The sequence below is a fragment of the Photorhabdus noenieputensis genome, from assembly GCF_018448935.1.
GTDB classification, from domain to species: Bacteria; Pseudomonadota; Gammaproteobacteria; order Enterobacterales; family Enterobacteriaceae; genus Photorhabdus; species Photorhabdus noenieputensis.
This window is the reverse complement of the sequence record NZ_RCWC01000027.1, coordinates 1-24,451: the sequence shown is the minus strand read 5'-3', so window position 1 is coordinate 24,451 and position 24,451 is coordinate 1. Positions and strand designations below refer to the sequence as shown.

33 protein-coding genes and 3 pseudogenes are annotated in these 24,451 nt (G+C 46.5%); 11 read left to right on the top strand and 25 right to left on the bottom strand.

The window, feature by feature from the left end; all coding sequences use genetic code 11:
• Positions 1-135: 135 nt before the first annotated feature.
• The 3 genes and pseudogenes from EAE91_RS16535 to EAE91_RS16525 all read left to right on the top strand — a co-directional run bounded on the left by EAE91_RS16535 (position 136) and on the right by EAE91_RS16525 (position 1,199).
• Positions 136-414, top strand: a pseudogene (locus tag EAE91_RS16535) (type II toxin-antitoxin system RelE/ParE family toxin).
• Complete coding sequence (locus EAE91_RS16530) at positions 414-728, top strand: HigA family addiction module antitoxin (protein WP_214089445.1); 315 nt, start codon at positions 414-416, stop codon at positions 726-728. Before EAE91_RS16535 ends, EAE91_RS16530 begins: the two are co-directional and overlap by 1 nt.
• Before the next feature lie 195 nt (positions 729-923).
• Entirely contained in the window at positions 924-1,199 is a 276-nt protein-coding gene (locus tag EAE91_RS16525; RefSeq protein WP_214089444.1) for a helix-turn-helix domain-containing protein, read from the top strand.
• On the opposite strand, the gene EAE91_RS16520 is transcribed toward EAE91_RS16525, so the two are convergent.
• A complete protein-coding gene (locus EAE91_RS16520; RefSeq protein ID WP_214089483.1) occupies positions 1,175-1,501 on the bottom strand; it encodes a hypothetical protein in 327 nt (108 codons plus the stop codon). The genes EAE91_RS16525 and EAE91_RS16520 overlap by 25 nt on opposite strands.
• Between EAE91_RS16520 and EAE91_RS16515 the strand changes: the two are divergent.
• Positions 1,476-1,664 (top strand): annotated as a pseudogene (locus tag EAE91_RS16515) (tyrosine-type recombinase/integrase); the annotation flags it as partial. The gene EAE91_RS16520 and the pseudogene EAE91_RS16515 overlap by 26 nt on opposite strands.
• Positions 1,665-2,152: 488 nt before the next feature.
• Here EAE91_RS16515 and EAE91_RS16510 read toward each other — a convergent pair.
• A complete protein-coding gene (locus EAE91_RS16510) occupies positions 2,153-2,500 on the bottom strand; it encodes a type II toxin-antitoxin system HicB family antitoxin (protein WP_065388623.1) in 348 nt (115 codons plus the stop codon).
• The gene (locus EAE91_RS16505) at positions 2,493-2,771 is read right to left on the bottom strand and encodes a type II toxin-antitoxin system HicA family toxin (protein WP_023045644.1); all 279 of its coding nucleotides are present in this window, start codon (positions 2,769-2,771) and stop codon (positions 2,493-2,495) included. The genes EAE91_RS16510 and EAE91_RS16505 overlap by 8 nt, the downstream gene beginning before the upstream one ends.
• Positions 2,772-3,467: 696 nt before the next feature.
• On the opposite strand from EAE91_RS16505, the gene EAE91_RS16500 reads away from it, so the two are divergent.
• The gene (locus tag EAE91_RS16500; RefSeq protein ID WP_214089444.1) at positions 3,468-3,743 is read left to right on the top strand and encodes a helix-turn-helix domain-containing protein; all 276 of its coding nucleotides are present in this window, start codon (positions 3,468-3,470) and stop codon (positions 3,741-3,743) included.
• A gap of 77 nt (positions 3,744-3,820) precedes the next feature.
• Here the strand turns inward: EAE91_RS16500 and EAE91_RS16495 are convergent, their stop codons facing one another.
• Entirely contained in the window at positions 3,821-4,036 is a 216-nt protein-coding gene (locus tag EAE91_RS16495) for a helix-turn-helix domain-containing protein (protein ID WP_036811423.1), read from the bottom strand.
• A gap of 407 nt (positions 4,037-4,443) precedes the next feature.
• Here EAE91_RS16495 and EAE91_RS16490 point away from each other — a divergent pair, with 407 nt between their 5' ends.
• A complete protein-coding gene (locus tag EAE91_RS16490) occupies positions 4,444-4,719 on the top strand; it encodes a helix-turn-helix domain-containing protein (RefSeq protein WP_036811420.1) in 276 nt (91 codons plus the stop codon).
• A gap of 144 nt (positions 4,720-4,863) precedes the next feature.
• On the opposite strand, the gene EAE91_RS16485 is transcribed toward EAE91_RS16490, so the two are convergent.
• The 8 genes from EAE91_RS16485 to EAE91_RS16450 are packed head-to-tail and all read right to left on the bottom strand — an operon-like array spanning position 4,864 to position 11,534.
• Positions 4,864-5,082 carry an ogr/Delta-like zinc finger family protein gene (locus tag EAE91_RS16485; protein WP_149616300.1) on the bottom strand — a complete coding sequence of 73 codons (219 nt, stop codon included), beginning with the start codon at positions 5,080-5,082 and terminating at the stop codon, positions 4,864-4,866.
• 54 nt (positions 5,083-5,136) lie between these two features.
• Entirely contained in the window at positions 5,137-6,246 is a 1,110-nt protein-coding gene (locus tag EAE91_RS16480) for a phage late control D family protein (RefSeq protein ID WP_244868885.1), read from the bottom strand.
• Entirely contained in the window at positions 6,243-6,707 is a 465-nt protein-coding gene (locus tag EAE91_RS16475; RefSeq protein ID WP_149616301.1) for a phage tail protein, read from the bottom strand. The genes EAE91_RS16480 and EAE91_RS16475 overlap by 4 nt, the downstream gene beginning before the upstream one ends.
• Positions 6,704-9,346 carry a phage tail tape measure protein gene (locus tag EAE91_RS16470; RefSeq protein WP_214089443.1) on the bottom strand — a complete coding sequence of 881 codons (2,643 nt, stop codon included), beginning with the start codon at positions 9,344-9,346 and terminating at the stop codon, positions 6,704-6,706. The genes EAE91_RS16475 and EAE91_RS16470 overlap by 4 nt, the downstream gene beginning before the upstream one ends.
• The gene (locus EAE91_RS16465; RefSeq protein ID WP_051560792.1) at positions 9,339-9,458 is read right to left on the bottom strand and encodes a GpE family phage tail protein; all 120 of its coding nucleotides are present in this window, start codon (positions 9,456-9,458) and stop codon (positions 9,339-9,341) included. The genes EAE91_RS16470 and EAE91_RS16465 overlap by 8 nt, the downstream gene beginning before the upstream one ends.
• A 14-nt stretch (positions 9,459-9,472) precedes the next feature.
• The gene (locus EAE91_RS16460) at positions 9,473-9,790 is read right to left on the bottom strand and encodes a phage tail assembly protein (RefSeq protein WP_214089442.1); all 318 of its coding nucleotides are present in this window, start codon (positions 9,788-9,790) and stop codon (positions 9,473-9,475) included.
• Positions 9,791-9,835: 45 nt separating this feature from the next.
• Positions 9,836-10,351, bottom strand: coding sequence for a phage major tail tube protein (locus tag EAE91_RS16455; protein WP_036811406.1), 516 nt, complete (start codon positions 10,349-10,351; stop codon positions 9,836-9,838).
• Positions 10,352-10,361: 10 nt separating this feature from the next.
• The gene (locus tag EAE91_RS16450) at positions 10,362-11,534 is read right to left on the bottom strand and encodes a phage tail sheath protein (protein WP_214089441.1); all 1,173 of its coding nucleotides are present in this window, start codon (positions 11,532-11,534) and stop codon (positions 10,362-10,364) included.
• 236 nt (positions 11,535-11,770) lie between these two features.
• Between EAE91_RS16450 and EAE91_RS16445 the strand changes: the two genes are divergently transcribed.
• A complete protein-coding gene (locus tag EAE91_RS16445; protein ID WP_214089440.1) occupies positions 11,771-12,130 on the top strand; it encodes a type II toxin-antitoxin system RelE/ParE family toxin in 360 nt (119 codons plus the stop codon).
• A complete protein-coding gene (locus EAE91_RS16440; protein ID WP_214089439.1) occupies positions 12,127-12,465 on the top strand; it encodes a helix-turn-helix domain-containing protein in 339 nt (112 codons plus the stop codon). Before EAE91_RS16445 ends, EAE91_RS16440 begins: the two co-directional genes overlap by 4 nt.
• A 398-nt stretch (positions 12,466-12,863) precedes the next feature.
• Here the strand turns inward: EAE91_RS16440 and EAE91_RS16435 are convergent, their stop codons facing one another.
• Together EAE91_RS16435 and EAE91_RS16430 are read right to left on the bottom strand one after the other, a co-directional pair.
• Positions 12,864-13,112 (bottom strand): helix-turn-helix domain-containing protein, encoded by a 249-nt coding sequence (locus EAE91_RS16435; RefSeq protein WP_036844852.1) that lies wholly within the window; start codon positions 13,110-13,112, stop codon positions 12,864-12,866.
• A 70-nt stretch (positions 13,113-13,182) separates the two neighbouring features.
• The gene (locus EAE91_RS16430) at positions 13,183-13,455 is read right to left on the bottom strand and encodes a helix-turn-helix domain-containing protein (protein ID WP_036773173.1); all 273 of its coding nucleotides are present in this window, start codon (positions 13,453-13,455) and stop codon (positions 13,183-13,185) included.
• Positions 13,456-13,559: 104 nt separating this feature from the next.
• Between EAE91_RS16430 and EAE91_RS16425 the strand changes: the two genes are divergently transcribed.
• Entirely contained in the window at positions 13,560-13,817 is a 258-nt protein-coding gene (locus EAE91_RS16425; RefSeq protein WP_036773175.1) for a helix-turn-helix domain-containing protein, read from the top strand.
• A 100-nt stretch (positions 13,818-13,917) separates the two neighbouring features.
• Here EAE91_RS16425 and EAE91_RS16420 read toward each other — a convergent pair whose 3' ends face one another.
• The 11 genes and pseudogenes from EAE91_RS16420 to EAE91_RS16365 form a co-directional block, all read right to left on the bottom strand.
• Positions 13,918-14,370, bottom strand: a complete 453-nt coding sequence (locus tag EAE91_RS16420; protein ID WP_046974469.1) for a tail fiber assembly protein — start codon at positions 14,368-14,370, stop codon at positions 13,918-13,920.
• Positions 14,371-15,894 (bottom strand): phage tail protein, encoded by a 1,524-nt coding sequence (locus tag EAE91_RS16415; RefSeq protein WP_214089438.1) that lies wholly within the window; start codon positions 15,892-15,894, stop codon positions 14,371-14,373.
• Positions 15,891-16,499: a phage tail protein I gene (locus EAE91_RS16410; RefSeq protein WP_214089437.1), complete on the bottom strand. Its 609-nt coding sequence runs from the start codon at positions 16,497-16,499 to the stop codon at positions 15,891-15,893. Before EAE91_RS16410 ends, EAE91_RS16415 begins: the two co-directional genes overlap by 4 nt.
• Positions 16,492-17,400 (bottom strand): baseplate J/gp47 family protein, encoded by a 909-nt coding sequence (locus tag EAE91_RS16405; protein WP_214089436.1) that lies wholly within the window; start codon positions 17,398-17,400, stop codon positions 16,492-16,494. Before EAE91_RS16405 ends, EAE91_RS16410 begins: the two co-directional genes overlap by 8 nt.
• Before the next feature lie 2 nt (positions 17,401-17,402).
• Entirely contained in the window at positions 17,403-17,744 is a 342-nt protein-coding gene (locus EAE91_RS16400; RefSeq protein ID WP_214089435.1) for a GPW/gp25 family protein, read from the bottom strand.
• Positions 17,741-18,379, bottom strand: coding sequence for a phage baseplate assembly protein V (locus tag EAE91_RS16395; RefSeq protein ID WP_214089434.1), 639 nt, complete (start codon positions 18,377-18,379; stop codon positions 17,741-17,743). The genes EAE91_RS16400 and EAE91_RS16395 overlap by 4 nt, the downstream gene beginning before the upstream one ends.
• Positions 18,380-18,416: 37 nt before the next feature.
• Positions 18,417-19,082, bottom strand: coding sequence for a phage virion morphogenesis protein (locus EAE91_RS16390; protein ID WP_214089433.1), 666 nt, complete (start codon positions 19,080-19,082; stop codon positions 18,417-18,419).
• 1 nt (position 19,083) lies between these two features.
• Positions 19,084-19,500, bottom strand: coding sequence for a phage tail protein (locus EAE91_RS16385; RefSeq protein WP_036811383.1), 417 nt, complete (start codon positions 19,498-19,500; stop codon positions 19,084-19,086).
• Positions 19,493-19,669, bottom strand: a complete 177-nt coding sequence (lysC, locus tag EAE91_RS16380) for an Rz1-like lysis system protein LysC (protein WP_235319442.1) — start codon at positions 19,667-19,669, stop codon at positions 19,493-19,495. The genes EAE91_RS16385 and lysC overlap by 8 nt, the downstream gene beginning before the upstream one ends.
• On the bottom strand, positions 19,641-20,021 hold the full coding sequence (locus EAE91_RS16375; protein ID WP_214089431.1) for a hypothetical protein: 381 nt from the start codon (positions 20,019-20,021) through the stop codon (positions 19,641-19,643). The genes lysC and EAE91_RS16375 overlap by 29 nt, the downstream gene beginning before the upstream one ends.
• Positions 20,022-20,410: 389 nt before the next feature.
• Positions 20,411-21,070, bottom strand: a pseudogene (locus EAE91_RS16365) (GPO family capsid scaffolding protein); the annotation flags it as partial.
• Positions 21,071-21,212: 142 nt separating this feature from the next.
• Here EAE91_RS16365 and EAE91_RS16360 point away from each other — a divergent pair.
• Complete coding sequence (locus EAE91_RS16360) at positions 21,213-22,970, top strand: terminase ATPase subunit family protein (RefSeq protein WP_214089430.1); 1,758 nt, start codon at positions 21,213-21,215, stop codon at positions 22,968-22,970.
• Positions 22,970-24,004 carry a phage portal protein gene (locus tag EAE91_RS16355; RefSeq protein WP_214089429.1) on the top strand — a complete coding sequence of 345 codons (1,035 nt, stop codon included), beginning with the start codon at positions 22,970-22,972 and terminating at the stop codon, positions 24,002-24,004. The genes EAE91_RS16360 and EAE91_RS16355 overlap by 1 nt, the downstream gene beginning before the upstream one ends.
• Positions 24,005-24,451 lie beyond the last annotated feature (447 nt).

Below are 24,451 nucleotides of genomic sequence, written 5' to 3'. Positions count from 1 at the left end.
CCTCAAATAGCAATTAGTTAACGCAACCATTGTCTACAAAATTTTTTGAGATTTGAGGATATGGCCCTTGGTTATTTATTGTTGGCGTTGCATGCCATGTAACAGCAGCGTATGGTGTAACAAGGACGGGAACAAATGATTAAGTCATTTAAATCCAAAGGGCTGAAACAACTTTTTGAAAAAGGGGTCATTTCAGGCATCCCGGCGCAGGATGCTGTACGAATCAATGACCGCTTACAGGCCATCGACACGGCTAGCATGATAGAAGATTTAAATATTCATGCCTACAAGTTACACCCCTTGAAAGGGGATCGGGCTGACATATGGTCAATTACTGTCAGAGCTAACTAGCGCATCACATTCGAATTTAAAAATGGTGATGCTGACATTTTAAACCTGGAGGATTATCACTAATGAGACAGGCTATTGTTTCTCATCCGGGCGTTATGGTATCCAACATGCTGGAGGATTTAGGGGTTGGCGTTCGCCAGTTTGCTAAAAACATCGGCGTAACTCCAGCGACGGTTTCCCGCTTTCTTTCGGGCAAAACGGCGTTAACCCCGGCACTTGCCATCCGACTGTCTGCTGCGCTGGGGAGTAATCCAGCGTTTTGGATGCGCTTACAGACGAACTACGACTTGCGCCAACTGAAAGATGAGATCGACACATCAGGGATCGTTCTATACGGTGACAATGACAAAACGCCGCAGCTCACTTCAAAGCATTAAGCAATAGTAATAAAGCTAACAAATGTGAAGGCCAGTGTAACCCACATTTGTTGGCGGTTATCGCAGCTACCCGATCACTGCCCTGAATGACAAGTTAAATATTCATAATATTGTTAAGTAAATTTTGACAAAGAAAGCACTAAGAAATGTTACATATATCGTCAACTACATCTTTAATAACTGACGGTTAATTTTATGATTAACAAACGTTTAAAAGCCGCTCGTTTGCGTGCAAAGATCACGCAAGAAAAACTAGGGATTGCAGCTGGCATAGATGAAAAGTCAGCACGAGCGAGAGTATCACAGTATGAAAATGGAACTCATCAGCCAACCTTTGAAACAATGTGTGCGTTTTCCAAGGTATTAAACGTTCCTGAATGCTATTTTTATATTGTAGATGATGATTTTTCTGATGTTGTTTTAGCTATTCATCAGATTTTAGTGAATTACAAACACACTTCTAAAAATTGAATACTGTTTAATTCACCAATATTCTTAATCCGCTGCCATAGCAAATCGCGACGTGCTTCTTTCTGACATTCCGTTTCTATCGGAATAAAACTGCCATCCGTCCATAACTTGAACGACTGCTCACCTATGTTGATTTTTCCTCCGACGATTAATGAATTCGCCATAGCCCGGCTAAAATCCATGCCAATTGAATCCGCATAATCGATAACTTTTTCCACTAACTGATCACCGCCTCTGGCCGTACTGTCACCCTCCGTACAGTTATTGACAGAACTCCAAGCAACGCACGTTCTACGCCACACATTCGCGAGTCATTTTGTGATGAAAGGTGGAAACATTGTTGCACTGCAACAAATACTCGGTCATGCCAATATACAACAAACTATGGCGTATGCTCATCTGGCACCCGACTATTTGCAATTTGCAATCACGTTAAACCCACTGAATGGCGGCATGGAAATTTAGCAATCATAAGCAACCGTAGCACTCAAAAGTGTCCACACTTGAAAATTTCCACGCTACTTACAGTTGCTTGTAAAACTTTTATCTGGTTGATTTTAAAGTGAATTAATCTTAGCCAGATAAAAAAATCCCGCCATAAGGCGGGGGAAAAGACAGGGATGGTGTCTACATACAACCCATAATATATTGAAAATAAATATACTTTTTCTATCATCGTCCACCCAATGTCCACATTGACGACAAAGCCCCTTAAACGGGGCTTTCACCACAAACTACTTTCATAAGAAATAATTAATTAAAAGTTAACCATCACCTTAACAGATCTATCAATCCTACATACTGTAGGCTTTTTCATCTATCAAAGCCGAACAGGAAAGTATCCTCGATAAGTCACTATTGCAGTATCTGTTATCGCTGGGGTGGTTGAGTAGACCCCAACAACCCCAAACAGCAATAAAAACAAGTTTTGTCACTGTCCGGCGTTACCTATTTTATTGAAGTTCCCGCTCAAGCAGCTGAACTATGAACTGGTTCTTTGAGACTGCGTGTGATATTGTCACCGCAGTCAAGCGAGCTTCCAACCAGCCAGGATAACGAAGAGTAAAAGATTTTAGCTTGCCCTCTTCCTTGAATGGGTTAATTCCCTCTTCCTCGCACGTTTCTATATATTCAGCCAGTGAGATTTGTCCCTCTTTTTCAAGCCCGTCAATACTGTTTGATACGAAATCACAATATCCGGTGACATCCAGAAATTTGCCGCGAAAGGCCCTAATTTCTGCTTCGTAGGTAACAGAAGCAGGATGGCCGTCGATAGTCATAATATTGTTGCTTTTAATCATGTTCGACTCCTATTACATTTTCGAACCACTCACGAAGGCCATTTACTGCGCCTTTATCCATTACGTTACCAGGATGAGGTTGATGAGTCTGATAGACTGAGCCCATGAGGATAAACTTCCGGCGTGATCCGTTGCCGTTCTTGATCTTCCCCCCCAGTTTGTTAATCAGGCTGACTACATCATCCCATTTTATGCCGGATTTCGGCGGGATGGTCAGCACATCCGCAAGGGTCTTGCGGTGCTTTGAACTCAGCTCTTTAACCTTAATCATCTTTCATCCCATTGACGTCATTTAATGACATCATTCTACTTTGGCTCCATTATGATGTCAAACAATGACGTCGCTTTTTGCTTCTTAAGTTTGTTAATTGGGGTTTGAGTTGAGTAGACCCGCTGGTTACCCAAACGGACCCCTCCTTAGAACCGGACATGCGGAACTACCGCATAGATCAGAACCCCCACACATATTCAGCGAGCCCTGAATATTGATCGGGTTTTCCATTTCGTTGGATAACCCAGCATTTTCAGGATCAGATTCAGATTTTTCCACGTCAGTTGGCGACGACCACCTTTACGGTTGAACCATCTTCATTTATCAAGGCCGAACAGGAAAGTACCCTCGATAAGTCACTATTGCAGTATCTGTTATCGCTGGGGTAGGAGCATATCAACCTAGCTGGGGATTACCTCTGGCGCAACAGCATAGACCACTACGACCACTGTTGCCGAATTAACGTGCTTTATTTTCCGAATCCTGAGATGTCCCTTAAATGTACGTAATGTGGTACTTACCTAGCAAATTCTTTAGCAAAGTTACTAAACACTATAATATTCTTTAATAGCTAAATGATTACTGTTAGTGCCGTTAACACTATATGATTTTTGTTAAGTAAGTTTTGACAAAAAAATCATTAAGAAATGTTACATATATCGTCAACTACATCTTTAATAACTGACGGTTAATTTTATGATTAACAAGCGTTTAAAAGCCGCTCGTTTGCGTGCAAAGATCACGCAGGAAAAACTAGGGATTGCGGCTGGCATAGATGAAAAGTCAGCACGAGCGAGAGTATCACAGTATGAAAATGGAACTCATCAGCCAACCTTTGAAACAATGTGTGCGTTTTCCAAGGTATTAAACGTTCCTGAATGTTATTTTTATATTGTAGATGATGATTTTTCTGATGTCGTTTTGGCTATTCATCAGATTTTAGTGAATTACAAACACACTTCTAAAAATTGAGTACTGTTTGAGATAGCACTGACACCCAATAATGGCGCTAACCGTACCCAGCGCCATTGGCTTGAGTTCACCCTTCTCTACCTTCCACGCGATGGCCAAATATCAGATGGATGTAAACCCAGTTCGGTGGCAATCAGATTTTCTCCTCTTGGCCACGGGCGATATAGCGCGTTACTTAATGTGGATGACGCTAATCCCGCTTTACGTGATACGGCTGAAAGATTTGTTCCCTGTTTCTTTAGAGCTGCAATAATATCTGCTGGATGCCAGTCACCAGAGATTGTTTTATTCATGATAGTCTTCCTTTCGATTCATTTAATTTTTCTGCTAAGAATTCCTTAACACGATTCATGTTAAGAAATACTAAACATTACGTCAACATTCTTAAAGAAAATATATGTGACTATCGTTAATGATTTGACTTTACATGTTCATAGCTAAAATAACGTGCTCAAGCATCAAAAATATTCGTTCTTGGTAACTAATCTTCATGCTACTTCACCTTGCCAAAAAATTTATACACAAGCCATTTTTGCAAAAACAAACCAGATTAAATAAAATATATAGCAATTAAATCTTTAATTATCATAAATAACAAATTAAACATTAAGACTGTTGTTAAGTAAGTTTTGACAAAAAAAGCACTAAGAAATGTTACATATATCGTCAGCTATATTTCTAATAACTGACGGTTAACTTTATGATTAACAAACGTTTAAAAGCAGCTCGTTTACGTGCAAATATCACGCAAGAAAAACTCGGAATTGCGGCTGGCATAGATGAAAAGTCAGCACGAGCGAGAGTGTCACAGTATGAAAATGGAACGCATCAGCCAACCTTTGAAATAATGTGCGCATTTTCCAAAGTGTTAAACGTTCCTGAATGTTATTTTTATATTGTAGATGATGATTTTTCTGATGCTGTTTTAGCTATCCATCAGATTTTAGTGAATTACAGACACGCACCTGAAAATTGAATATAGTTTAAGGCGACTATGGGATAAATCCTTTCCCCACCACACCGAAGCCCCTCAGAAAAAATATTTTTCACATAAAAAAAGCGCCCCACTATAAATAATGGAACGCTTTTTTTAATTATTTACTCATCGACAACTATTCGTTCAGAATACCAGCACGGTCTGTTGTCCACTATCAGGATGCGGTGGAACCGCTTCAATCAATGTCGGCTTGGTGACGAACCGCACAAAGGTTTCATGACTAACAAACGTTGAGCCACAATTAATATTTTGGCACTGGTTGTAACGTTCCTTAGTTTGGGTTGTGTGTTCAAAACTGCTGCGAGTGTGGGCGGCGTGGCCGCATAAGGGGCATCTCATCATAACGCGAGTACCTCAACAAACAGGTTGCCATAGCTGAAACTGGCACTAAAGCAACTATATCATATCTGAATCAGAAATTTTCACTTCCAATTGCAAGGATGACGTTAATCCATTGTCATTCAGTGTGTGTGTGACAGTCACCAGCGTCCAGTCTGCCGTGTCGATTTCGGGCTTAAAGCCGCTCACTCTGACTTTCATTTCAGGGAACAACTCTGGCCGCCCCTTTGCCAGTTGGATTGAGAACGAAGCAACACCGCGCTGAATTTTCTCCCATTCTGCTTTAGCTGCACGTTCGGCCTTGGCCTTGTTAGCATAGATGTGCTTCATCACAAAAACGTTGCCCTCACTGCCAACCAGATAATGGTCCTGTTTTTTCTCTTCTTGCTGCTGATTGGTCTTACTTCGCTTGCTTTTGACAGTGATATTCTCTTTTTGCTTCGGGTTACGGATATTAAGCCAACTGGCGGAAACGCCGGTGTAAGCGCCCCGGTCAGCCAGTGAAAAACGGTGACCGTCTCCAGACTGCCGGGTAATGATAACCGAAGGCAGGGACTGCCCGCTGGCGGCTTTGTTCTGCCCCTGTCGGATAAAAAGCAAATAGCCATTCTTGATCATGACAATGGCACCCTCCTGTTTTGCCAACCGGGTTAGAAAATTGCCGTCGGATTCGCTAGTCTGGTCAATATGACTGAGGGTGATGTTGGCTAGCATTTTGTCCACTTTCGGCGTCAAATCGTTACGCACGGCAATAGTGTGCACAATATCGTTGATCGTTTTCTGGTGATAAGCCACCTCGCGATTGATATTAAGCGTCGCCCGAAAATCTGCACTACGGGCACGGATGATTATCTTGTCCGGCGCACCACTGTATTCGATTTCATCCACAATAAATTTACCTTTGTGGATCAGTGATTCCCCCTGCCAGCCCAGATGCAGAGATAACTCCGTCCCACGACGAGGCAGAGATAACAGACCATCGCTATCATTCAGTTCAATATCCAACTGGTCAGCCTCAAAACCCCGATTGTCGGTTAGATTCAGGGAAATTAACCGTGACTGAATGCGGGCATTGACATTTTTGTCACCAGCACTGAGAACATACACAGGTGTATTAGTTTTGCCGGTTACCCAATCTAGTTTTAGCATATCAGGTAAAGAAATCATGAAAATAGCCCGCCCAATTTGTGTGTGACACGGGTTTTCAAGTCAGTCATTTGGGTGCGAAGGTCGCCGAACATCTCCCCTAAATTGTCATCCACACGGCGCAACGTGACGGTAAAGTCAATTTTACGAGCGGTACCGTCGATAAAAAATTCACTTTTGGTCTGGTCGATACTTTCAATAATAAACATGCCGTAAATCGTGCCGCTACCATCCAGAAATGACCATGCCTTGCCACTCTCAGCCATCAATTGCAGGGCCAGCAAGGACAACCGGCCGCCGGTGATTTCAGGGTACAGGGTGCCGGACAGTATAATAGTATCGTTATTTGGCCCCATAAACTGGAAAGCAGGACGGGCACCCACCCGATTGTTAAATCCATAGCGCCATGATTGTTGGTGTTGCAAGCTCTGGTATGGCGTGGTTTTCAGCATAAAGACAAATAAACCCAATGCGGCCATCATGAATAAAAGTCCTCTCTATCAGAAAATGAGCTACGAGCGCGGGCGCGTTGTTGTTGCTCACGGCGATCCAGTTCACGAGCCACCGCCTGAGCAATATCCTGTGCGGATTGTGCGGGAACGGCGTGTATATGAATTTCATAAATGGATCGTCTGTTGTCCTGGATCTGGTTAGCAACTGAAACAACCGATGTCTGATACTGTGACGCGGGCAAACTGTATGGATGCAACGGAGCATTTTGGGCGCTGACTGGCGAGACTGCCCCTACAGATAGGGCCGCGATTGTCGCCAATGCAGCCGTTTGACGGCGACTAGTGACGCGGGCGGGGCCATTGATGATCTCCGGGCCATATTCCCCCACGATACCAATCTTGCCCGTCGGGATGTAACCACCTTTATCGAATCCACCCGCCAGTATGCCGCCAATCGGACCGGTAGCTTCCTTATAAGCATTCAATGCCGCCTTTTGCTTGGGATCTTGGTTTTCTTCCTGCATAAAGTCAGGAGTCAAGGCGTCTTTAACCATCTTGCCCAGTTCGGAGAATTTCTTTTTCAGGGATTCCCATTTTTCCTCAATGCCTGCCTTAAGATTTTCAACAAACTCACCGCCAATCTTCTTAAATTCGGACGGAATTTTTTTCGTGTCAGCGACCAGCTCATTCCATTTGGCTAATGCCCGCTGTTTGATGTTTTCCCATGTGGTGGAAACAGAGTTCGAAATGTTGTTCCATAAGTTCTGGAACCACGGGCCGAGTTTGTCCCAATATTTCCAGATCAGGTAAGCGCCCACAGCAATCAAACCGATAACCGCTAAAATGGGGTTTGTCCACATAACATGCCCCAGCCACATCGCCATTTTCCCAATATAGGAAAACACGTTACCAAGACGTAGCATTGAACCTGCTCCCTTGATACCCAACACTGACAGGCCAAATTTAACGATTGCCAGTGGTCCCAACAGAGCAACCAATGCCAGCGTAATCGCACCAAAAACCGTCAAAATAATACCCAGCCCGATACTCACCATTGTTAACGTTTTGGTCAGTTCAGGGTTGGCCTTCATCCACTCACCCGTTTTACTGATAATTTTGGTGATACGCTGGGTGATCCCACGCAAGGGACTGTTCACACCGCCAAAAATTTGAATACCGATATCTTCCCACGCCGATGACAGACTTTTCAGGTCGCCGTCAAGGTTATTAGTCATAGTATCGGCGACTTTCCTGGCCTCACCTTGGGCGTTCTTCAATTCTTTGATGAATTTCTGCAATTCCCCCGTACCGGCTCTTTCAGCCAATACCGACAGAGCGGAAAAGGCTTCTTCCCCGGCAATGGCTTTGAAAATGCCGGCACGCTGAGCGTTACCCATTTTAGTCGTTTTCTTGTCCAGCTCAGTCAGGATATCCGGCAAGGCACGGAGATTACCCTTGGCATCCTTAGTCTGAATGTTCAGTTTTGCCAACGCTTTCGCGGCAGCAACAGGCGGTTCAGCCAGTCGTCCTAAAATGGATCTTAGGGAGGTACCCGCCATACTACCCTGAATACCGGCATCACCGAGCTTACCCGTCGCCGCAGCGGCGGTTTCAATATCAACCCCTAAGCCTGCCGCTACAGGGGCGACATACTTCATGGTGTCACCCAGCATCATCAGATTAGTGTTAGAACGAGTAAAAGCACCCACTAGTACGTCACTCACCCGCCCCATTTCTTCGGATTTCAGCTTAAAACCCGTCAGGATATTGGAACCAATGTCCGCCGTCGCGGCTAAATCGGTATCACCCGCCAATGACATCGCCAATGTACCAGGCATGGCTGATCGTATCTGGTCTGGAGTAAAGCCGGCCATTGCATAAAAACTCTGTCCCTGCGCGACCTGATTGGCGGTGAATGCCGTTGTTGCGCCTAAATGCCGCGCCTGCTCCTGCAATTTTTTTAGTTCAGGAGAATGCTTATCCAGACGGGTCAGCGCTTGCACCTTCGACATCCCCACGTCAAAGTCATAACCCGGCATCATCACCCGTTTAGCACCATAGAGCGCACCAACACCCGCTGCCGTTGCCGCAGCACCGGTTGCCGTCATTTGGTTATGCACATCTTTCATTTTTTGGTAGCGAGAGCGGGCATTAGCCAACCGTTGTTCTTGCTGTCTCAAACGCCCAAGCTGCTGCTCCTGTTGCTGGAGCATATTGGTTGTGTGGTTGATGTCCGCGTTTATCCGTCTCTGCGCCTGTCCAAGCTGGTTAGTTGAGATACCGCTGGCGCGCAAGGCATCACGCTGACGTTGCAGGGACTGACTCAGGGATTGATTTTTTTCCTCGAACTGCCTGGCTGCGTTTTTTGCCCGCTGTAGCTGGTTGATTTGGGCCTGTGTCGGGTTCTGACTGGCGTTAATTTCACGGTTCAGTGCTGCCACGCGTTCGGTAGCGCTGCGGTAAACCTGCCGGGTTTCTAGCAATTGGTGCTTTACCTTGCGAAAACCATCGATCCGTCCGGCCTGCTGGTTCAGTTCCCGGAGTTGCTGGCGCGACTGGCGAAGGGTTTCAGCCAGCCGTTTGTTAGAAGCCTGCGCACTCTTGAAAGGACGGGTAATTTTATCAACGGCACTCAGGATAACTTGCAAGCGTAAGTTTCGGTCACTCATTATCGGCCCCACTCCGTTTCATGGCCCGGTAACGCCATGCCAACAATTCAGGCAGGCCCATCTCAGTTGTCACAGCAGGCGGCCAATGAAACACGGTGGCAATATCTGCCACCAGTTCATCAACGGTTATTGATGCTGGAAATCGGACTTCACCGACTTCGGCAACAAAAAATTAACCACCTCAATGCAGAGGTTAATCAGATCGCCGGGCGACATCAGCAACAAATCATTTTTAGTCAGTGCCGGCGCGGTGACACGAGGCAAAACCAACATCATAGAATCGACGTCCATTTCCATCAGGGCCTGCAAACGGGCACCACGCAGTGCGCCACTGTTGGGCTTACGCACAACGACATCGCTGATGGTGGTTGCACCACGGGTAATAGGTTCTTCCAATGTCACTGTAGCGTGTTCCGGCTGGGCAACAGGGGTTTGTTCAATCATGGTGAATGTTCCTATGGTGATTTATAGATGATAAGCGTTCAATTGTTACAAACCGATGGCGCGTCGGTGGGCTTCCAGACGGTCAACACCACCAACGATTTCCACCATATTAACGGTGTCGATTTCGATCAGGACTTCTCCATCCCACGTTAGTTTAAAGTAGGTATTTTTGGCGCTGACTTTGGTCTGGCTGTTGTCGCCCTGTTTGTAGCTGCCGTGGTCAAATTCCGAAAAGCGGCCACGCATCACGACTTCGACCGCAATCACTTCCCCGGTATCATCACGCTGAAAGGAGCCGTTAAAGCGCAGAGAAACACCGTCTACTTTCTCAATACCCCACTGTCGGTAAAGTTGGGACTCGACACCACCGAGAGAAAATTCGGCATCTAGTGCGCCATCATCCAGCCCCAAGTCCACCGAGGCAGTGCCATTCATACCACCGCCGCGATAGGCTTCAAGCTTACGGCTCAGTTTAGGAAGCGTCATTTCTTCTACAACACCGATGTAATTGTTGCCGTCATTGAACAAATTCAGGTATTTGAGTTTACGAGGTAATGCCACGAGTAGCCCCTTAGCTGTTAATGCTGTTGGCGAAATTCATCAGGTACTGGTCAGTGATGCGCTGGCGCAACAGCAGGTTTTCCAATGGCGGGATCGGCGTGTAGTTGTAATCAATGAACAGTTTGCCTGCTTTCAGGGTGTCCTTGGTGTTAGCGCTTTCGTCATACCAACACTGGCCGTCAATCAGGTAACCATTGGCTTTCAGTTCGCGCAGCTTGGCATTAATACCTTCGATAATGTCGCGTACCAGCGAAGGTGTCAGCGGCTTGTCAATCGCCCACATATGCGCATCAGCCATCGTGTCGGCCAGTACCTGCGCCGTGCGTGTGTAACTTTCGAACTGAAACAGTGGATCATCCGAACAGGTGCGGGAACCCCAGAAGCGAAAACCGTCCTTGCGGATCAAGGTCGTAACGGCGCTCTGGTTAAGTAGGTTGGCATCGGTGGCAACATCTTGCAAATCCCAAAAAACATCGGCAGAAATCCCTGTCACACCATTAACACCAACGTTGGACAGGGTTTTATGCCAGCCAGTTTCCTCGTCGATTTTGGCACGCAGGCCCAACGCACGAGCCGTTGCGTATGCAATAGACTCGCTATTTTTGACCGTATCCCAACTGAGGAAGTCCGGCCAAATCAACATCAGTTCGCGCTGGTTAAAGTTGTTGCGGTAGTTGATAGCCTCTGAGATGGTCTTGCAGCCATAGGCGTTGACATAAGCCATTGCCCGCAATTTCTGGGCAATACCCGCGAGAGCCGCCGCAACAGGTTGGGTATCGTGACCGGGTATACCTAGAATGCGTGGTTTAACACCGAGCTGACCTTGTGCCGCAAGCAGCGCCTGCATTCCCATTTTTTTGCCCTCGTCGGTAACACCGCCAATGATATTCGACGTGGTTTCGACTTCGGTTTCCCCTTGAGCCACACGCACAACAACAGTCACGGGTTTGGACTGGTCGGCAATCGCTCGCAGAGCATGGAACAATGTGCCCGTTTTGCCGGCCTTACTACTGGCAGTCAGAACGTCGGTTAACAAGACTGGCGTGTTTAAGGGAAAAGTTTTGGTGTCAGCATCATCCGCTGTGCAGACTAGCCCGACAATAGCGGTGCTGACAGTGGTAATAGTGCGCGTGCCCTCGTTGATTTCCTGCACGCGGACACCATGATGATAATCTTGTGCCATAGCGAAAGACTCCCGTAATGATGATTTCGCTATGGTGATCGCTGTGACAATAAAATTCAGTTGATTGGGTAAGTATCAGGGATAGCACAAAGTGGAGGATATAAAAAGAGTATTAGAGATGTTCATCCTTGAGTAATCAAAAGACTCATGCCGCGCACGGTAAATGAAGCGACAATTCTTGTAACTTTGCACAGAATTGTATAAAATTTTATACAATCAGGTAAGAAAGGGAAACTATGACGAAAATCAGGAGCGGTACAGAGAAAGAAATTGCCTGGATTGGCTCTTCTTATGAAGATTTGTTAGCCTTCCCTACAGATGCACGTAAAGACGCAGGCTATCAGCTTCATAGAATACAGCATGGAATAGATCCTGAAGATTGGAAACCCTTTTCTGACATCGGTTCTGGCGTAAAAGAAATACGGCTAAGAGACAGTGCAGGTATTTATCGTATTATGTATGTCGCTAAATTCGATGAAGCTATTTATGTATTGCATAGTTTTCAGAAAAAAACTCAACAAACGAATAAACATGATAAGGATATCGCTAAAGTACGATACAACGCAGTTATCCAGCAGCGGAGAAATATCAAATGACCACTAAAATTGACACTGAAATTCGTAGGGTAACTCCAGCCGGACATAATATATTTTCTGAGTTAGGTTTTACTGAGCAAGAGGCTCAGCAACTTCATGCAACCTCTTTACGAGAAATAGAAAACACATTGCAAATCAAAGAACAGTTAATGGAAGAAATTACTTTATGGATTGCAGATAAAAAAATGAAACAAATTGAAGTAGCAACGGTGTTGCACATTTCTCGTCCAAGAGTATCTGACGTTGTGAATAAAAAGGTAAGTAAATTCACCATTGACGCATTGGTTAATATGTTAACCCGTATAGGAAAACCTGTTCAGATTACGGTAGGCTAAGACCCGCACATAAAGATGTTAGAGCAATTCAAAACAAGAGGCACCTAGAATAGGTGCTTCTTGGCATTTCACAAGATTCAACCTTTCGGTTCAATACCTCGTTCCCGTAGTTCTTTACGCAAAATCCGCTTGATCCATATAGCTGAAAAAGCCGACCTCATGACCTCATAAACCAGCACCCACTCCAACCTAGAGCGGAACGTTTATCTGCGCAAAAGGAGCGCAGATAGTCCCAATTGTAGTGTTAGCCGAGTAAAACGTGTATAGACACTGCACAACACGGAGTATAAAAAACAATTTCAGGGATATTAAAACCCTAATTGTTCTACCACATGATTAACTATGTGAATCCCTCTTTAGCTACGCTATCTGATGAAACTGGTATAGATAGAAAGTTATCAGCATATTGAAGAATATCTTCTTGGGATTCTTTTTATGAGAACACTTGGCTCTAATGATAACAAATGTGCTATATGAACAAATTCCACAACATCCAATCTTCTTTCACCATTCTCAACTTTCGCAATAAACGATTGAGGGCGATCTAACGCTTGAGCCAAATTCTCTTGTGTGACTCCCTTTGCTATACGAGCCTCACGGAGTGCTTTGATAACTACTTGATATTCATCAGAGTAAATTGAAACCATATATTCAATCCTACTAAACATTTAGGATTAAATATCAATCGATTGTTGATTTATACCAAAATGGGATTTTTTATTTTATAAACTCTGATCGTTTTAGCTTGTTAGGTAGTTTTTTGAACAGTATTTTTCCTAAAATTAGTCCATGATCGACAGATAGCAAATGTGCTATATGCACAAATTCAACCACATCCAACCTTCTTTCACCATTTTCAATTTTAGCAATAAATGATTGAGGTCGATCTAAGGCTTGAGCCAAGCTCTTTTGAGTAATACCTTTTTCTATCCTAGCCTTACGAAGAGCGTTTATAACCAGTTGATACTCATATGAATAAATCGATGCCATTTCTTTAACCTTGATTAATATCCCAAAATCGAATATCAATCATTTACTTAAATATCCCAAAACAGGATAATTCATGACGTTTGTTATATGGAGATATAAAGGAAATGAATAAAAAAGATTGGCATACCGCCGACATTATCGCTGCCTTACGTAAGCTAGGCACTACCTTAGCAGCAGTATCACGTAAGGAGGGACTTAGTTCATCTACGTTAGCTAATGCTCTATCACGACCTTGGCCTAAAGGAGAATGGATTATTGCTAACAATCTCGGAGTACATCCCTCAGAAATTTGGCCAAGCCGATATTTTGATGAGAATGGACAACCTATTGAACGAGTTAGCCGAAATAATTCCTCAATGTGATTAATTCCCAACCAAATGGTCTAAGTTCGGTACAATATCGAACCTAGGCCATGTTAGCTGCTTAGACTGTCTAACTATTGGAGCCAGTTTATTGCAACCCTTATTCTATTACTCTGGGTTTTTCAGGCCAATGAATATCTGGTACTAAATTAACATCAACGCGGTTCAGTAATACCCGATATTTTTTCAAAGCGGCTAACAGCGATTTTTCCTCATCACTCGCCATCCCCAAATCTACCGCATCTTGTAACGGGGCTATCTGTTTACCTACCGTGAGCATAAGTTGCTGTTTCTTATGTTCTGCTTGTTGCTGCTGTTCCTGCCTAAGTTGTACCTTACCACTTTCTGATATTATCCATTTTTCACCATCATATTTATGATAAACGGACGGAGCACGTTCAATGAGTACTGGATAACCCTCTTTACTACTGACAATTGATAAACCGCGCGATTGCCCGGCGAGTAATTCATTGTGTTTTTCTGCTGTTATTTCAACGCATTCTTTATAAGCTTCATTATAAAAAGCGCATTCTTTTCTGGAGAAATAAACCATTTATACCCCCCAAAATAATATATGTACAACTCTGTCTGGATTCTCATTATTGTTAGGAGTGCCAGCTTGATACTCAAATGTCGATAGTGTTGCATTACGTACTAATGTGTGACCCGTTGATGTATTGATACTCGACATACTGGCAATATAGCCAAAAAACTTATTTTTAAAAGAAATTGGATAATTGACTTTTACCCATGATTGTTGACTGGATGTAACTTTAACCCATTGAATAATTATCCCCGTATCCCCACATTGCCACCAACCATTTTCAGATTTTATCGCTGCATTTTGTAGCGCAAGAGTACCGCTTCGCTCAGGTATTAGTATATTGTAACGCCGCCGATTGCTCGGATCGTTAGAATAGATATGCAACAATTTTCCTTCTGAGCCGTTAATTCCTACCACATACCCATCTTTCGATTTGAAACGCAATTCAGGAAAGGGCGTTTTGCTATCAATCAGTAAACTACCAACGGTGGCGCTTTTATCGCTAGAAATACGCAAGAAAGTATTATCATTCTCTGCTCGCGTATATGCTCCCACATCTCCAGCACTCAAACTTAGATCCCCTGTCAACGCCTTACCGTTGATTTTCCGGTTGCTCGGTACTGCTCCTTTAGCCAACACTACCGTTTCCAACAAATTGAGATTTTTCACAAAAACATTTTTGTCAGGAATGTCAGCGCCATTCTCTTTCCTGGACAATCGACTATTTGCATTATCATTAGCATCGGTCGCATTCTGGTTTGCCGTGTTTGCCAGTATGTTGACTTCATTCACACGAGAATCAATTTCCCCTTTGGTATACGCCCCAATATCCCCCGCATTCAGTGAAATATCAGAAGAAAGCGCCTTCCCGTTCACCTTACGATTAGTAGGCACACGGCCATTAGCGTTATTGTCCGCGACATTTGCCAAGTCATACGCCGCCTTAACCGCCTTCGGGGTTGCCGCGTGGATTTCGCTACTACTGTCTACCGCACTACTCAAAACAACGACACCTTTATCTTTTAGCGTAGCGTCAGGGTGGTTAGGGTTCTTCACATGAGTTTGAATCGACTCGTCCACATATTCCCGCGTTGCCAGCACCACGGAGGGATCAACTTTCAATGTTACTGTGTCGGTACTGCTGACAATCAATACCATACGAATAGTCTGTGTACGCCCTGAGCCTTCCTGTAACTGCGGTTTGTAAGTCTCCGCGCAATTTCCGACTGCAATCAGCACGCCGTCTTTATCAAACAGGCCAATTTCCCGTATCCACCAACCACCCTCGTTTTCGGGGATTACCTGCTCGGCAATAATCTGGTTAGTATTCTTGGGATCAACATTTAGCTCATTAATCGCCGCACGACGGCGTTCGTTAACCAGTTTAGTCTGTGCAGTATCTGGTGTCGGCAAGCTTCCGCCACCATCACCAACAGCCATATGGGTGATTTCAATCTTGGTACCCAACGCGGCGGCATTTGCCAGCTTATCCGCGCCCAATTGAGTTAACAGGGCAAAATATTTGGTCCTCATGATTCAATCCTCACATCATCAATAATATGCACTCCAACCCCTACTACATCAGAGCCAATGGCGGTAATTAATTCCGAGATATAGGGGTAAACGGTTAATACATCACCGCTGTAACTGGCGACAGCACAATAATTTTCGCCACTGTTCTCCAACTGAATAGACATACCGACCAAATGCCGTGAAGCGGGTTTGGCATCAAAAATCAACCGTTCTAGTTCTTGATAGGTGGTCTCGGTGATCCCCGTTTCCATGACGCCAATATCCAACCGGAAAGTACCGGGGACATCATTGGTTTGCCACCATTCGATAACACGGATGAGATAACCGAATGGTTCCACTATTCGCCGGATTGCGCCAATGGTTCCCTTATGTTTATGAACAAACATCGACGCCTTAATTGACTCGCGTTTAGTATTCTCCGGCCAGTCCATATCCCAGCGGTCAACCGACCACGCCCACGCCAGATAGGGGAGCAACTTCACTGGACACCGCTCAGGACTCCACAAGTCACGCAGGGGAACCGGCACATTTGACAGACTGGCGAGGGCTTCAGCGGCGGCCACTTCCAGCAGTGATGATCCGACAGGTAACAAACGGTTATTCATCCGCTCCCCCAATCACTACCTGCGCACGTGTGCAAAAACTCGCTTGAGTTTTATCCAGAATCACATCCTGAGCCGGAGCTTTCAGGTGAACACGCTGAACACCGGGCATATGCAAGACAGCAAAAATGGCACTACGCACGATATCGCGGCCAATCCGGTGTTGCTCGGCAGTGTAACGCGCCAGCCGTTCACGCACAGCCTGCAATATCGGCTCATATTCCGGGGTTGGGTACAGGTACAGCACGGCATCAATTTGATAATCGACAATCTCCGCAGACCGAACAGTCAGGCGATCGGCCACGGGGCGAACGTTTTCATCATTCAGAGCAGTATTCACGACCGCAATCAATTCATCACTGGCCGCGCCGTTCCCCTCACGTGACAAAATACTGACTGTGACACAGGCAGGCGCTGGGCTGATCACCGATGCATCGGCAACCCGTCCGTCAGCACTGCACGCATGGTATTCATAGGATGCCACAGGGCCGGCGACGCTTAACCCCTCGAACGCTTGCGGAATGCGTACCCGAAAATCAGCGTCAGATTCCAGCACCGCAGAGATAGGCGGTACGGCATGATTGTTAGCGGGCCGTAATACCAAACGCCGCACATTGTTATTCATCCCCAGTTGGTCTAAGTCGCTGCCTGTGGCATACGCCACCATCGCCGCCCGCGCTGCCTCATTGACGCGTTGGCGCAAGAGCAACTCACGGTAAGCATTTTCCTGTAACAACTTAGTAATAGGTTCAGACTCCAGCGTTAAAGTACGGGTGATTGCTTCACGCTGTTCTGGCGGATACAGTGAAATCAGTTTTTCTTTTCGCTCGGCCAGCAGAGTTTCGAAATCCAGCAGTTCGACAACCTCCGGCGTCGGTAACTGGCTAAGGTCGATGGTCGGCATGGTCACCCCACAGGCACAGAAAAAGCAACCGGGGCATTGGATAGCTGATACTGGCCGCTGATATCAACAGTCATGTGTCCGGCTTCACCTTGATTGATAGTGATAGCGGCCAGGGTAATGCGGGGTTCCCATCGCTGGATGGCGGTGTAGCACGCAGCCATAATTTGCAGACGTAAAGCAGGATTTTGGGGCGCATCAATCAATTCAGATAACAACGAACCATATTGGCGGCGAGTAATACGGCTACCCATCGGCGTTAGCAAGATATCGCTGACTGACTGGCGAACATGGGCGATATCGCTGATAGCCTCACCCGTCTGTCGATGCATACCAAGGTACATCATGATATGGGAACTCCCGATGTACTGTCACCGGAGCGCACACCGTGGTGTCGGTGCGAATCCACCACAACCCCGTTAGAACTGAATTCACCCCCTACATGAACGATATTGCCACGCATAGTGCCGCCTTTTTGCACTTCCAGACTGCCCGTAGTCAGATGGTGGGTGCAAATGACGGTGGGTGTATCCAATGTGATCTGATTGCCGGCCATACAAGTGATTTCTGGTGCAGTAACATGCACGGAAGCCGACGCGGTAATCGTGGCGGTCTTAATACCTGTGACAGTTAAGGCACTGATCTGTGGTTCGTATTCCATCACGGCACCATCAGGAAAAGCGATACACACCGCTTCTGGTGATGCCGAAGGGGCTGGAAACTCATCAGAAAAAATCGCAGGCAGTATAAAGGCCGTGGTCAAGTCACCACCAAGGGATAACAATAAAACCTGCTCATCAACACTGGGTACCCACCATGTTCGGGAACTTCCCGCTCTGGATGTCAACCAATGCAACCAGTCAGTTTCAAGATTGCCTGTCATAACCCGGCACATTCCCCGTGTAGTATCTACCTGGGTAATAACACCGATTCGGATCAGGTTGCGCAATCGGCGCAACAGTTCAGTTAATTGTGTGTTCATGCAGACAACAATGTCACCCCAAACCCTCACCTGCACGTCATAGGGTTTGTGTACTGACTGGCACACATCCGTGGGTGAGATGGGAAAGTATCTGGTCTTCGATATGTTGAATATCACTCTGTGTCAGTCCCAAAAGTCGCCGCGATGGATATTTGACTTCAATGTTTTTCCCTTTCATGCGCTCTTTTAACCCGAACTGATGCACACGAGCAACCGCAGTGACTTTCGATGCGAAAAAGATAACGGCTTCCCGATCACTGGCGGACAAACGTAAGTAACGCACGGTAGCCAGTTTCTTAAACATGCGGGTCTTTTTATTGGATTTTCGGGTACTGATCCGGTCGGTTTTGACGTCCAGAAAACGTTGGATATCGCGTTTGTAAAAAGTACGCTGGCCTTTACGCTCGGCATCATAGCCGGTAATCGTTTCACCCTTCTTGCCCTTGCGGATTTGCCAATTTTTCAAGGTGCGAGGTTCACCGCGCCAGATGAATTTTATACCATGCTGTACAGCGCGGGTTTGTGCCTTGCGTTGGGTAAAGCGGCTGCCGTCAGGGTTACGCTGGGATCGGATACGCTGTATTTGGCTCTGTCGCAAGTCCCGCGCAATATCACGGGCCAGTTGCTTTCGACTGGCGGGAGAAAGTTGATTCAACAGGGCGGTTAGTGCGGTATCCAAAGGCTGCAATGCGTCACTGTTCATCTCACCACCTGTCAAACGGGTTTTCAGGCTCAGAAATGGCGCTCACCGTGCTGACCGGCCCTTGCTGGGTGACCAGTATACGCTCGGTCAGTTTCAGGTCGATACTGATATCAGCGGTGTCATCATTAAGAATATTCACGTCAAAGGTAAAGCCGCTGCGGCGATTGTCAGGATGAGCGAAAATATCTGGCTGGTGCTCGCGTATCCAGTGCCCGATAACCGCCATGAGCACATTCTGATCATCGGGATAGGCTTCAATAATCAGGTTTAGCGTATATTCATATTCGTAAGACAAGGAGAGCGCCATTGTCGCCAGCACGGTGCCATCTTCAACAAACAAATGCAGGTATTCAGGGTTGTCGCGCAAATAGGGGAGCTTTTCTGTCAGGACTTTTCGCAAGGCGTTAGGCTTATTCATGTGTCACCTGTCTAGTCTGTTCTATTTGTCGAATGGCCTGTTTATCCAGATTGCACTGTTCAATAACCGCCAGTAACTGTGCATTCAGCAACAAGCTATCACCCCATGTCATTGTGTCGGCTATGACCGGGGGCAGACAGTCAGCGAGCAAATGCATCGGAATCGGCATCAACGGTGCCTGAACGTATTCGGTTCGCATGCTGCTGCAACCGGACAACAGCCCTATCAGGAGCAGCACGACGGGCGCAATCATTCCCGACAACAGCGGTATTGATATCCGCCTGAATTTGTGCGGCATCCACGGCTGATCGCTCCCGATTTTCGTTATTAACCCGTGAGATATCATTGATTATCCTGATGGTTTGGAATGCGTTATCGGTAATGGTTTGCTGTTGCTTATACCACTGGCTCAGCGTTTGGTATGCATCGTTTTTTTGCTGATACTCACCGTAATAGAGCCAGAGTAGGCCGGACACTGCCGCCAGCGTACTCAAGGTGAGCATGTGCAGATTAAACCTCATAACAGCGCAAACGCCCGTTTAATGATCGTATCAGCATACGGTTGCTGTCCGTTTTCCATTTGAATGATGGCGCAAACCAATCGGGTCATGATCACCGGATTATCAACATCAATCACCGCATTACAGGGAATACCAACCGCCCGGCTCATATATGCAATGTAATTTTCGGTATCATTTTCATTCGGGGGTGCCCAACGAGAAATTATCTGCCGGATACTGTTCAATCCGTATTTTCGTTCATAATTGCGGATAATCTTGATAATGGCCCGTATGCCGTATTCTGGTGATACAAATTGACAAAATGACGGGTCTGTTTGTGTGTCGTGTAATCCCAGCCATTTATCGCCGTGGCGGATATTGCCCGGATTATGGTTGCGAACATGTTGAGAAAGTGTGTTTACGGTTTCCACCGTGGCCTGCTGCTCTTGGGCACACAGTTCGACGGCCCGATGGATATCGGTAAAACGAGTATCATCACTCTGCTGCTTTTTCTGGAAGAACGCCTGTACACAGGAAAAGAGAGAGATTTTTTCGGTTTCCTCTGACAAATCAATAAATTCGAGCAAAGTTTCTTCCGCGGCAGTAAAAACATTGTTCGGGTGCTGCTTGCGCGAATTCAGCGGGTTATTGGTCGCATTAGCGCTAAACTGCAACATTTCAGTGCCAAGGCTCGCCGGACTGTCAGTAACGGCCAATCCCACCAGATACGCCCCGCCGAAGTCAGCAAAATCCAGGTTGATTTCGGCGGAGGTGTAAACCTTTTGACGCTTACGGTTCATTTCCACCAGATCATCGGTGGGTAAAAGTATCCCATACAGCCCCAGCTTGCCCGCCAGCGCACCGTCCTTGATTTCTTCGGTAAAAACCGATTCCACATCGCCAAAGCGCGGACTCCACGAAAAATTGTAATGTTCCATGTTGATACGCGCACCGTAGGTCTGCGGGTCATAGTTGGCGGCAATCTGTGTCAGCCATTCGCGCTGAACCTTGCGCCCGTCTGTGGTTGCACCTTCCACACAGATTCGAAAAGGTTTGGATTTCTTCGGCATTGTAAGCCCCGATTATCAATGAATCAGTCATGGCCTACTAGTTTGTATCGTCATGTCGAGGAAACAATAAAATGCGGTTGTGTCTGGGCTGGCACACAGGGCAGACACAGAGAAATGACGGACGGGTCTGTAGTCTGGCAGCATGAAAACAACGCCCGATTTTGATCCCCGTAAGCACGCAATGCACCTGTATTTTAACGGGTACCGGATCGCACGGATTGCGGAAATGCTCAACGAGAAAGCATCAACTATCCATAGCTGGAAACGTCGCGACAAATGGGATGAGGTGACCTCGTTTGAACGAATCGAGTTATCTCTTGAAGCACGGTTATGTCAGCTTATCGCCAAGGAGCAAAAAGAAGGCAAGGACTTTAAGGAAATTGACCTGCTGCACCGTCAGTTAGAACGACAAGCGCGGATCAGGAAATACAGCCGCGGCGGTAATGAAGCCGATCTGAACCCCAAAATTGCTAACCGCAACAAAGGTGAGCGCCGGCCACCGGAAAAGAACGTGTTCAGCGAAGAACAAGTCAAAAAGCTGGAAGACATTTTCCGCTCGACCCTGTTCGATTATCAACATGATTGGTATCACGCCGGATTAGCGCATCGTATCCGCAATATCCTGAAATCCCGTCAAATTGGTGCGACATTCTTTTTTGCCCGTGAAGCCCTGATCGATGCGTTGACTACCGGACGCAATCAGATATTTCTCTCTGCCAGTAAAGCGCAAGCCCATGTATTCAAGCAGTACATCCTGGAAATGGCGCGGGAAGTGGACGCCGAACTAAAAGGCGATCCGATCACCCTGAATAATGGTGCCACCCTGTATTTTCTCGGTACCAATGCCCGCACCGCGCAAAGCTATCACGGCAATCTCTATCTGGATGAATATTTCTGGATTCCAAAGTTTCAGGAACTGCGTAAGGTAGCATCCGGTATGGCGATGCACAAAAAATGGCGCCAGACTTACTTTTCTACACCGTCCAGCTTAACCCACAGCGCGTACCCGTATTGGTCAGGCAAACTGTTTAACCGTGGCCGCGCCAAGGCCAATCGCATTGACATTGATATTAGCCATCAAGCATTAGCCAGCGGCCTACGATGTGCCGATGGTCAGTGGCGGCAGATTGTCACGGTTGAAGATGCAGTCAGAGGCGGCTGTAACCTGTTTGATATTGACCAGTTACGGCTGGAATACAGCCCGGACGAGTACCAGAACCTGCTGATGTGTGAATTTATGGACGATATCGAATCCATTTTCTCACTGCAACTGATGCAGGGTTGCATGGTCGATAGCTGGGAAATCTGGGACGATGTGCAACCCCTGATGCTACGCCCCTATGGTTATCACCCTGTCTGGATCGGTTATGATCCCGCCAAAGGTGGCGAGAATGGCGACAGTGCCGGCTGTGTCGTAGTCGCTCCACCGCAGGTACCGGGTGGCAAGTTCCGCATCCTTGAACGTCATCAGTGGCGTGGCATGAACTTTCGCGCTCAATCTGACGCCATCAAACGACTGACGGAACAGTACAACGTCGAATATATCGGCATTGACTCGACCGGCGTCGGGCATGGGGTTTACCAAAACGTCAAAGAATTTTTCCCGTCCGTGCGGGAATTTGTCTATAACCCCGCCGTTAAAAACGCGCTGGTACTTAAGGCATGGGACATTATCAACCATCGCCGACTGGAGTTTGACGCCGGCCAGACCGACATTGCACAAAGTTTTATGGCTATCCGCCGTTCTACCACCGCCAGCGGCAACCGTCCGACCTATCAAGCCAGCCGCAGCGAGGAAGCCAGTCACGCAGATCTGGCATGGGCCACCATGCACGCCCTGTTTAATGAACCGATTACCGGTGACACTCCCCACCATAGAAATATTGTTGAGGTTTACTGATGAGCCGTAAAAACAGAAAACGCAGCCCGGCGGTGAAAACCACGGCCAGCCCATCAATTGAAGCATTCACCTTTGGCGATCCAATCCCCGTCCTTGACCGGCGCGAGATGTTTGATTACTTGGAATGTGTGCTAGTCGATAATTGGTATGAACCCCCAATCAGTTTTAACGGGCTGGCGCTGTCGTTTCGCTCGGCACCGCACCACAGCAGCGCGGTTTATGTCAAACGCAACATCCTGACCAGTACCTTTATCCCACATCGGCTACTTAGCCGACAGGCATTCGATTCATGGGCGCTGGACTTTATGCTGTTTGGCAATGCTTATCTTGAACAACGCAAGAATCGCCTCGGCCAGCCTTTGAAGCTGCATCATTGCCCAGCCAAGTTCACCCGACGCGGTGAAGACCTGGAAACCTACTGGTTTGTGAAATATGGCTACAACAGCCAGCCGTACCCATTCCCGACGGGGCAAGTGTTTCATCTGATTGAACCCGATATTAATCAGGAACTGTACGGATTGCCGGAATATTTAGCTGCGCTACCGTCGGCATTGCTAAATGAATCGGCTACGCTTTTTCGCCGCAAGTATTACCTGAACGGTTCCCATGCGGGTTACATCCTGTATATCAGCGATGCCTCACAAAACCTATCCGACATCGACAATATCCGCGATGCGCTGAAAAATTCCAAGGGGCCAGGTAATTTCCGCAATCTATTTTTATATGCGCCGGGCGGTAAAAAAGACGGTATCCAGACTATTCCACTGTCTGAAGCCGCAGCTAAAGACGAATTTTTAAATATCAAGAATGCCAGCCGTGACGACATATTGGCCGCACATCGCGTACCACCGCAGATGATGGGGATTATTCCACAGAATACCGGTGGTTTTGGTGATGTTGAGAAGGCAGCTAAGGTGTTTGTACGTAATGAGCTAATGCCATTGCAAAGTAAGATGAAGCAATTAAATGACTGGATTGGTGAGGAAGTAATTCGGTTTGAACGGTATTCGTTGGATATGGACGAGGACGAATGACCCACATTATTGATTGAGAGGCCGCCGACTGAGCGGTCTTTTTTGTCTGGAGGAAATATAAGTTTCAATACAGAATGATTACATTATGAAATTTGAGACCGGCACAGTTACCAAACGCTGCCACGCGCAGTCGTGACCCCGCCGCGCCTGCTCACTAAATACAGTGCTTTTTATGCACCTGAAAGAGATCATCTCAAAGGCACCAGTATTGGCGCTTTGTGGGGCATGAGATCCTTTTTTGATCTTGCGCATTAGGCTGTGTCCCTTAATATCAATTAATAGTATTATTATCTGATTGATTTCGATGCAGGAACAAAATGGTGGCACGTTACGACATTTCTGATGATGCTTGGATATTGATAGAATCTTGTTTGCCCCCTGTACGTTCAGGGCAGGCAGGACGTCCACATGTTGAACACCGCAGTGTGATGAATGGGATGTTCTGGG

What these genes read in the sequence shown, in the direction of transcription:
- EAE91_RS16530 (WP_214089445.1), top strand. Translation starts at nt 414, where the DNA reads ATGAGACAGGCTATTGTTTCTCATCCGGGCGTTATGGTATCCAACATG.
- EAE91_RS16525 (WP_214089444.1), top strand. Translation starts at nt 924, where the DNA reads ATGATTAACAAACGTTTAAAAGCCGCTCGTTTGCGTGCAAAGATCACG.
- EAE91_RS16510 (WP_065388623.1), bottom strand. Translation starts at nt 2,500, where the DNA reads ATGATTAAAAGCAACAATATTATGACTATCGACGGCCATCCTGCTTCT.
- EAE91_RS16505 (WP_023045644.1), bottom strand. Translation starts at nt 2,771, where the DNA reads ATGATTAAGGTTAAAGAGCTGAGTTCAAAGCACCGCAAGACCCTTGCG.
- EAE91_RS16500 (WP_214089444.1), top strand. Translation starts at nt 3,468, where the DNA reads ATGATTAACAAGCGTTTAAAAGCCGCTCGTTTGCGTGCAAAGATCACG.
- EAE91_RS16495 (WP_036811423.1), bottom strand. Translation starts at nt 4,036, where the DNA reads ATGAATAAAACAATCTCTGGTGACTGGCATCCAGCAGATATTATTGCA.
- EAE91_RS16490 (WP_036811420.1), top strand. Translation starts at nt 4,444, where the DNA reads ATGATTAACAAACGTTTAAAAGCAGCTCGTTTACGTGCAAATATCACG.
- EAE91_RS16485 (WP_149616300.1), bottom strand. Translation starts at nt 5,082, where the DNA reads ATGATGAGATGCCCCTTATGCGGCCACGCCGCCCACACTCGCAGCAGT.
- EAE91_RS16480 (WP_244868885.1), bottom strand. Translation starts at nt 6,246, where the DNA reads ATGATTTCTTTACCTGATATGCTAAAACTAGATTGGGTAACCGGCAAA.
- EAE91_RS16475 (WP_149616301.1), bottom strand. Translation starts at nt 6,707, where the DNA reads ATGATGGCCGCATTGGGTTTATTTGTCTTTATGCTGAAAACCACGCCA.
- EAE91_RS16470 (WP_214089443.1), bottom strand. Translation starts at nt 9,346, where the DNA reads ATGAGTGACCGAAACTTACGCTTGCAAGTTATCCTGAGTGCCGTTGAT.
- EAE91_RS16460 (WP_214089442.1), bottom strand. Translation starts at nt 9,790, where the DNA reads ATGATTGAACAAACCCCTGTTGCCCAGCCGGAACACGCTACAGTGACA.
- EAE91_RS16450 (WP_214089441.1), bottom strand. Translation starts at nt 11,534, where the DNA reads ATGGCACAAGATTATCATCATGGTGTCCGCGTGCAGGAAATCAACGAG.
- EAE91_RS16445 (WP_214089440.1), top strand. Translation starts at nt 11,771, where the DNA reads ATGACGAAAATCAGGAGCGGTACAGAGAAAGAAATTGCCTGGATTGGC.
- EAE91_RS16440 (WP_214089439.1), top strand. Translation starts at nt 12,127, where the DNA reads ATGACCACTAAAATTGACACTGAAATTCGTAGGGTAACTCCAGCCGGA.
- EAE91_RS16435 (WP_036844852.1), bottom strand. Translation starts at nt 13,112, where the DNA reads ATGGTTTCAATTTACTCTGATGAATATCAAGTAGTTATCAAAGCACTC.
- EAE91_RS16430 (WP_036773173.1), bottom strand. Translation starts at nt 13,455, where the DNA reads ATGGCATCGATTTATTCATATGAGTATCAACTGGTTATAAACGCTCTT.
- EAE91_RS16425 (WP_036773175.1), top strand. Translation starts at nt 13,560, where the DNA reads ATGAATAAAAAAGATTGGCATACCGCCGACATTATCGCTGCCTTACGT.
- EAE91_RS16420 (WP_046974469.1), bottom strand. Translation starts at nt 14,370, where the DNA reads ATGGTTTATTTCTCCAGAAAAGAATGCGCTTTTTATAATGAAGCTTAT.
- EAE91_RS16415 (WP_214089438.1), bottom strand. Translation starts at nt 15,894, where the DNA reads ATGAGGACCAAATATTTTGCCCTGTTAACTCAATTGGGCGCGGATAAG.
- EAE91_RS16410 (WP_214089437.1), bottom strand. Translation starts at nt 16,499, where the DNA reads ATGAATAACCGTTTGTTACCTGTCGGATCATCACTGCTGGAAGTGGCC.
- EAE91_RS16405 (WP_214089436.1), bottom strand. Translation starts at nt 17,400, where the DNA reads ATGCCGACCATCGACCTTAGCCAGTTACCGACGCCGGAGGTTGTCGAA.
- EAE91_RS16400 (WP_214089435.1), bottom strand. Translation starts at nt 17,744, where the DNA reads ATGATGTACCTTGGTATGCATCGACAGACGGGTGAGGCTATCAGCGAT.
- EAE91_RS16395 (WP_214089434.1), bottom strand. Translation starts at nt 18,379, where the DNA reads ATGAACACACAATTAACTGAACTGTTGCGCCGATTGCGCAACCTGATC.
- EAE91_RS16390 (WP_214089433.1), bottom strand. Translation starts at nt 19,082, where the DNA reads ATGAACAGTGACGCATTGCAGCCTTTGGATACCGCACTAACCGCCCTG.
- EAE91_RS16385 (WP_036811383.1), bottom strand. Translation starts at nt 19,500, where the DNA reads ATGAATAAGCCTAACGCCTTGCGAAAAGTCCTGACAGAAAAGCTCCCC.
- lysC (WP_235319442.1), bottom strand. Translation starts at nt 19,669, where the DNA reads ATGCCGATTCCGATGCATTTGCTCGCTGACTGTCTGCCCCCGGTCATA.
- EAE91_RS16375 (WP_214089431.1), bottom strand. Translation starts at nt 20,021, where the DNA reads ATGAGGTTTAATCTGCACATGCTCACCTTGAGTACGCTGGCGGCAGTG.
- EAE91_RS16360 (WP_214089430.1), top strand. Translation starts at nt 21,213, where the DNA reads ATGAAAACAACGCCCGATTTTGATCCCCGTAAGCACGCAATGCACCTG.
- EAE91_RS16355 (WP_214089429.1), top strand. Translation starts at nt 22,970, where the DNA reads ATGAGCCGTAAAAACAGAAAACGCAGCCCGGCGGTGAAAACCACGGCC.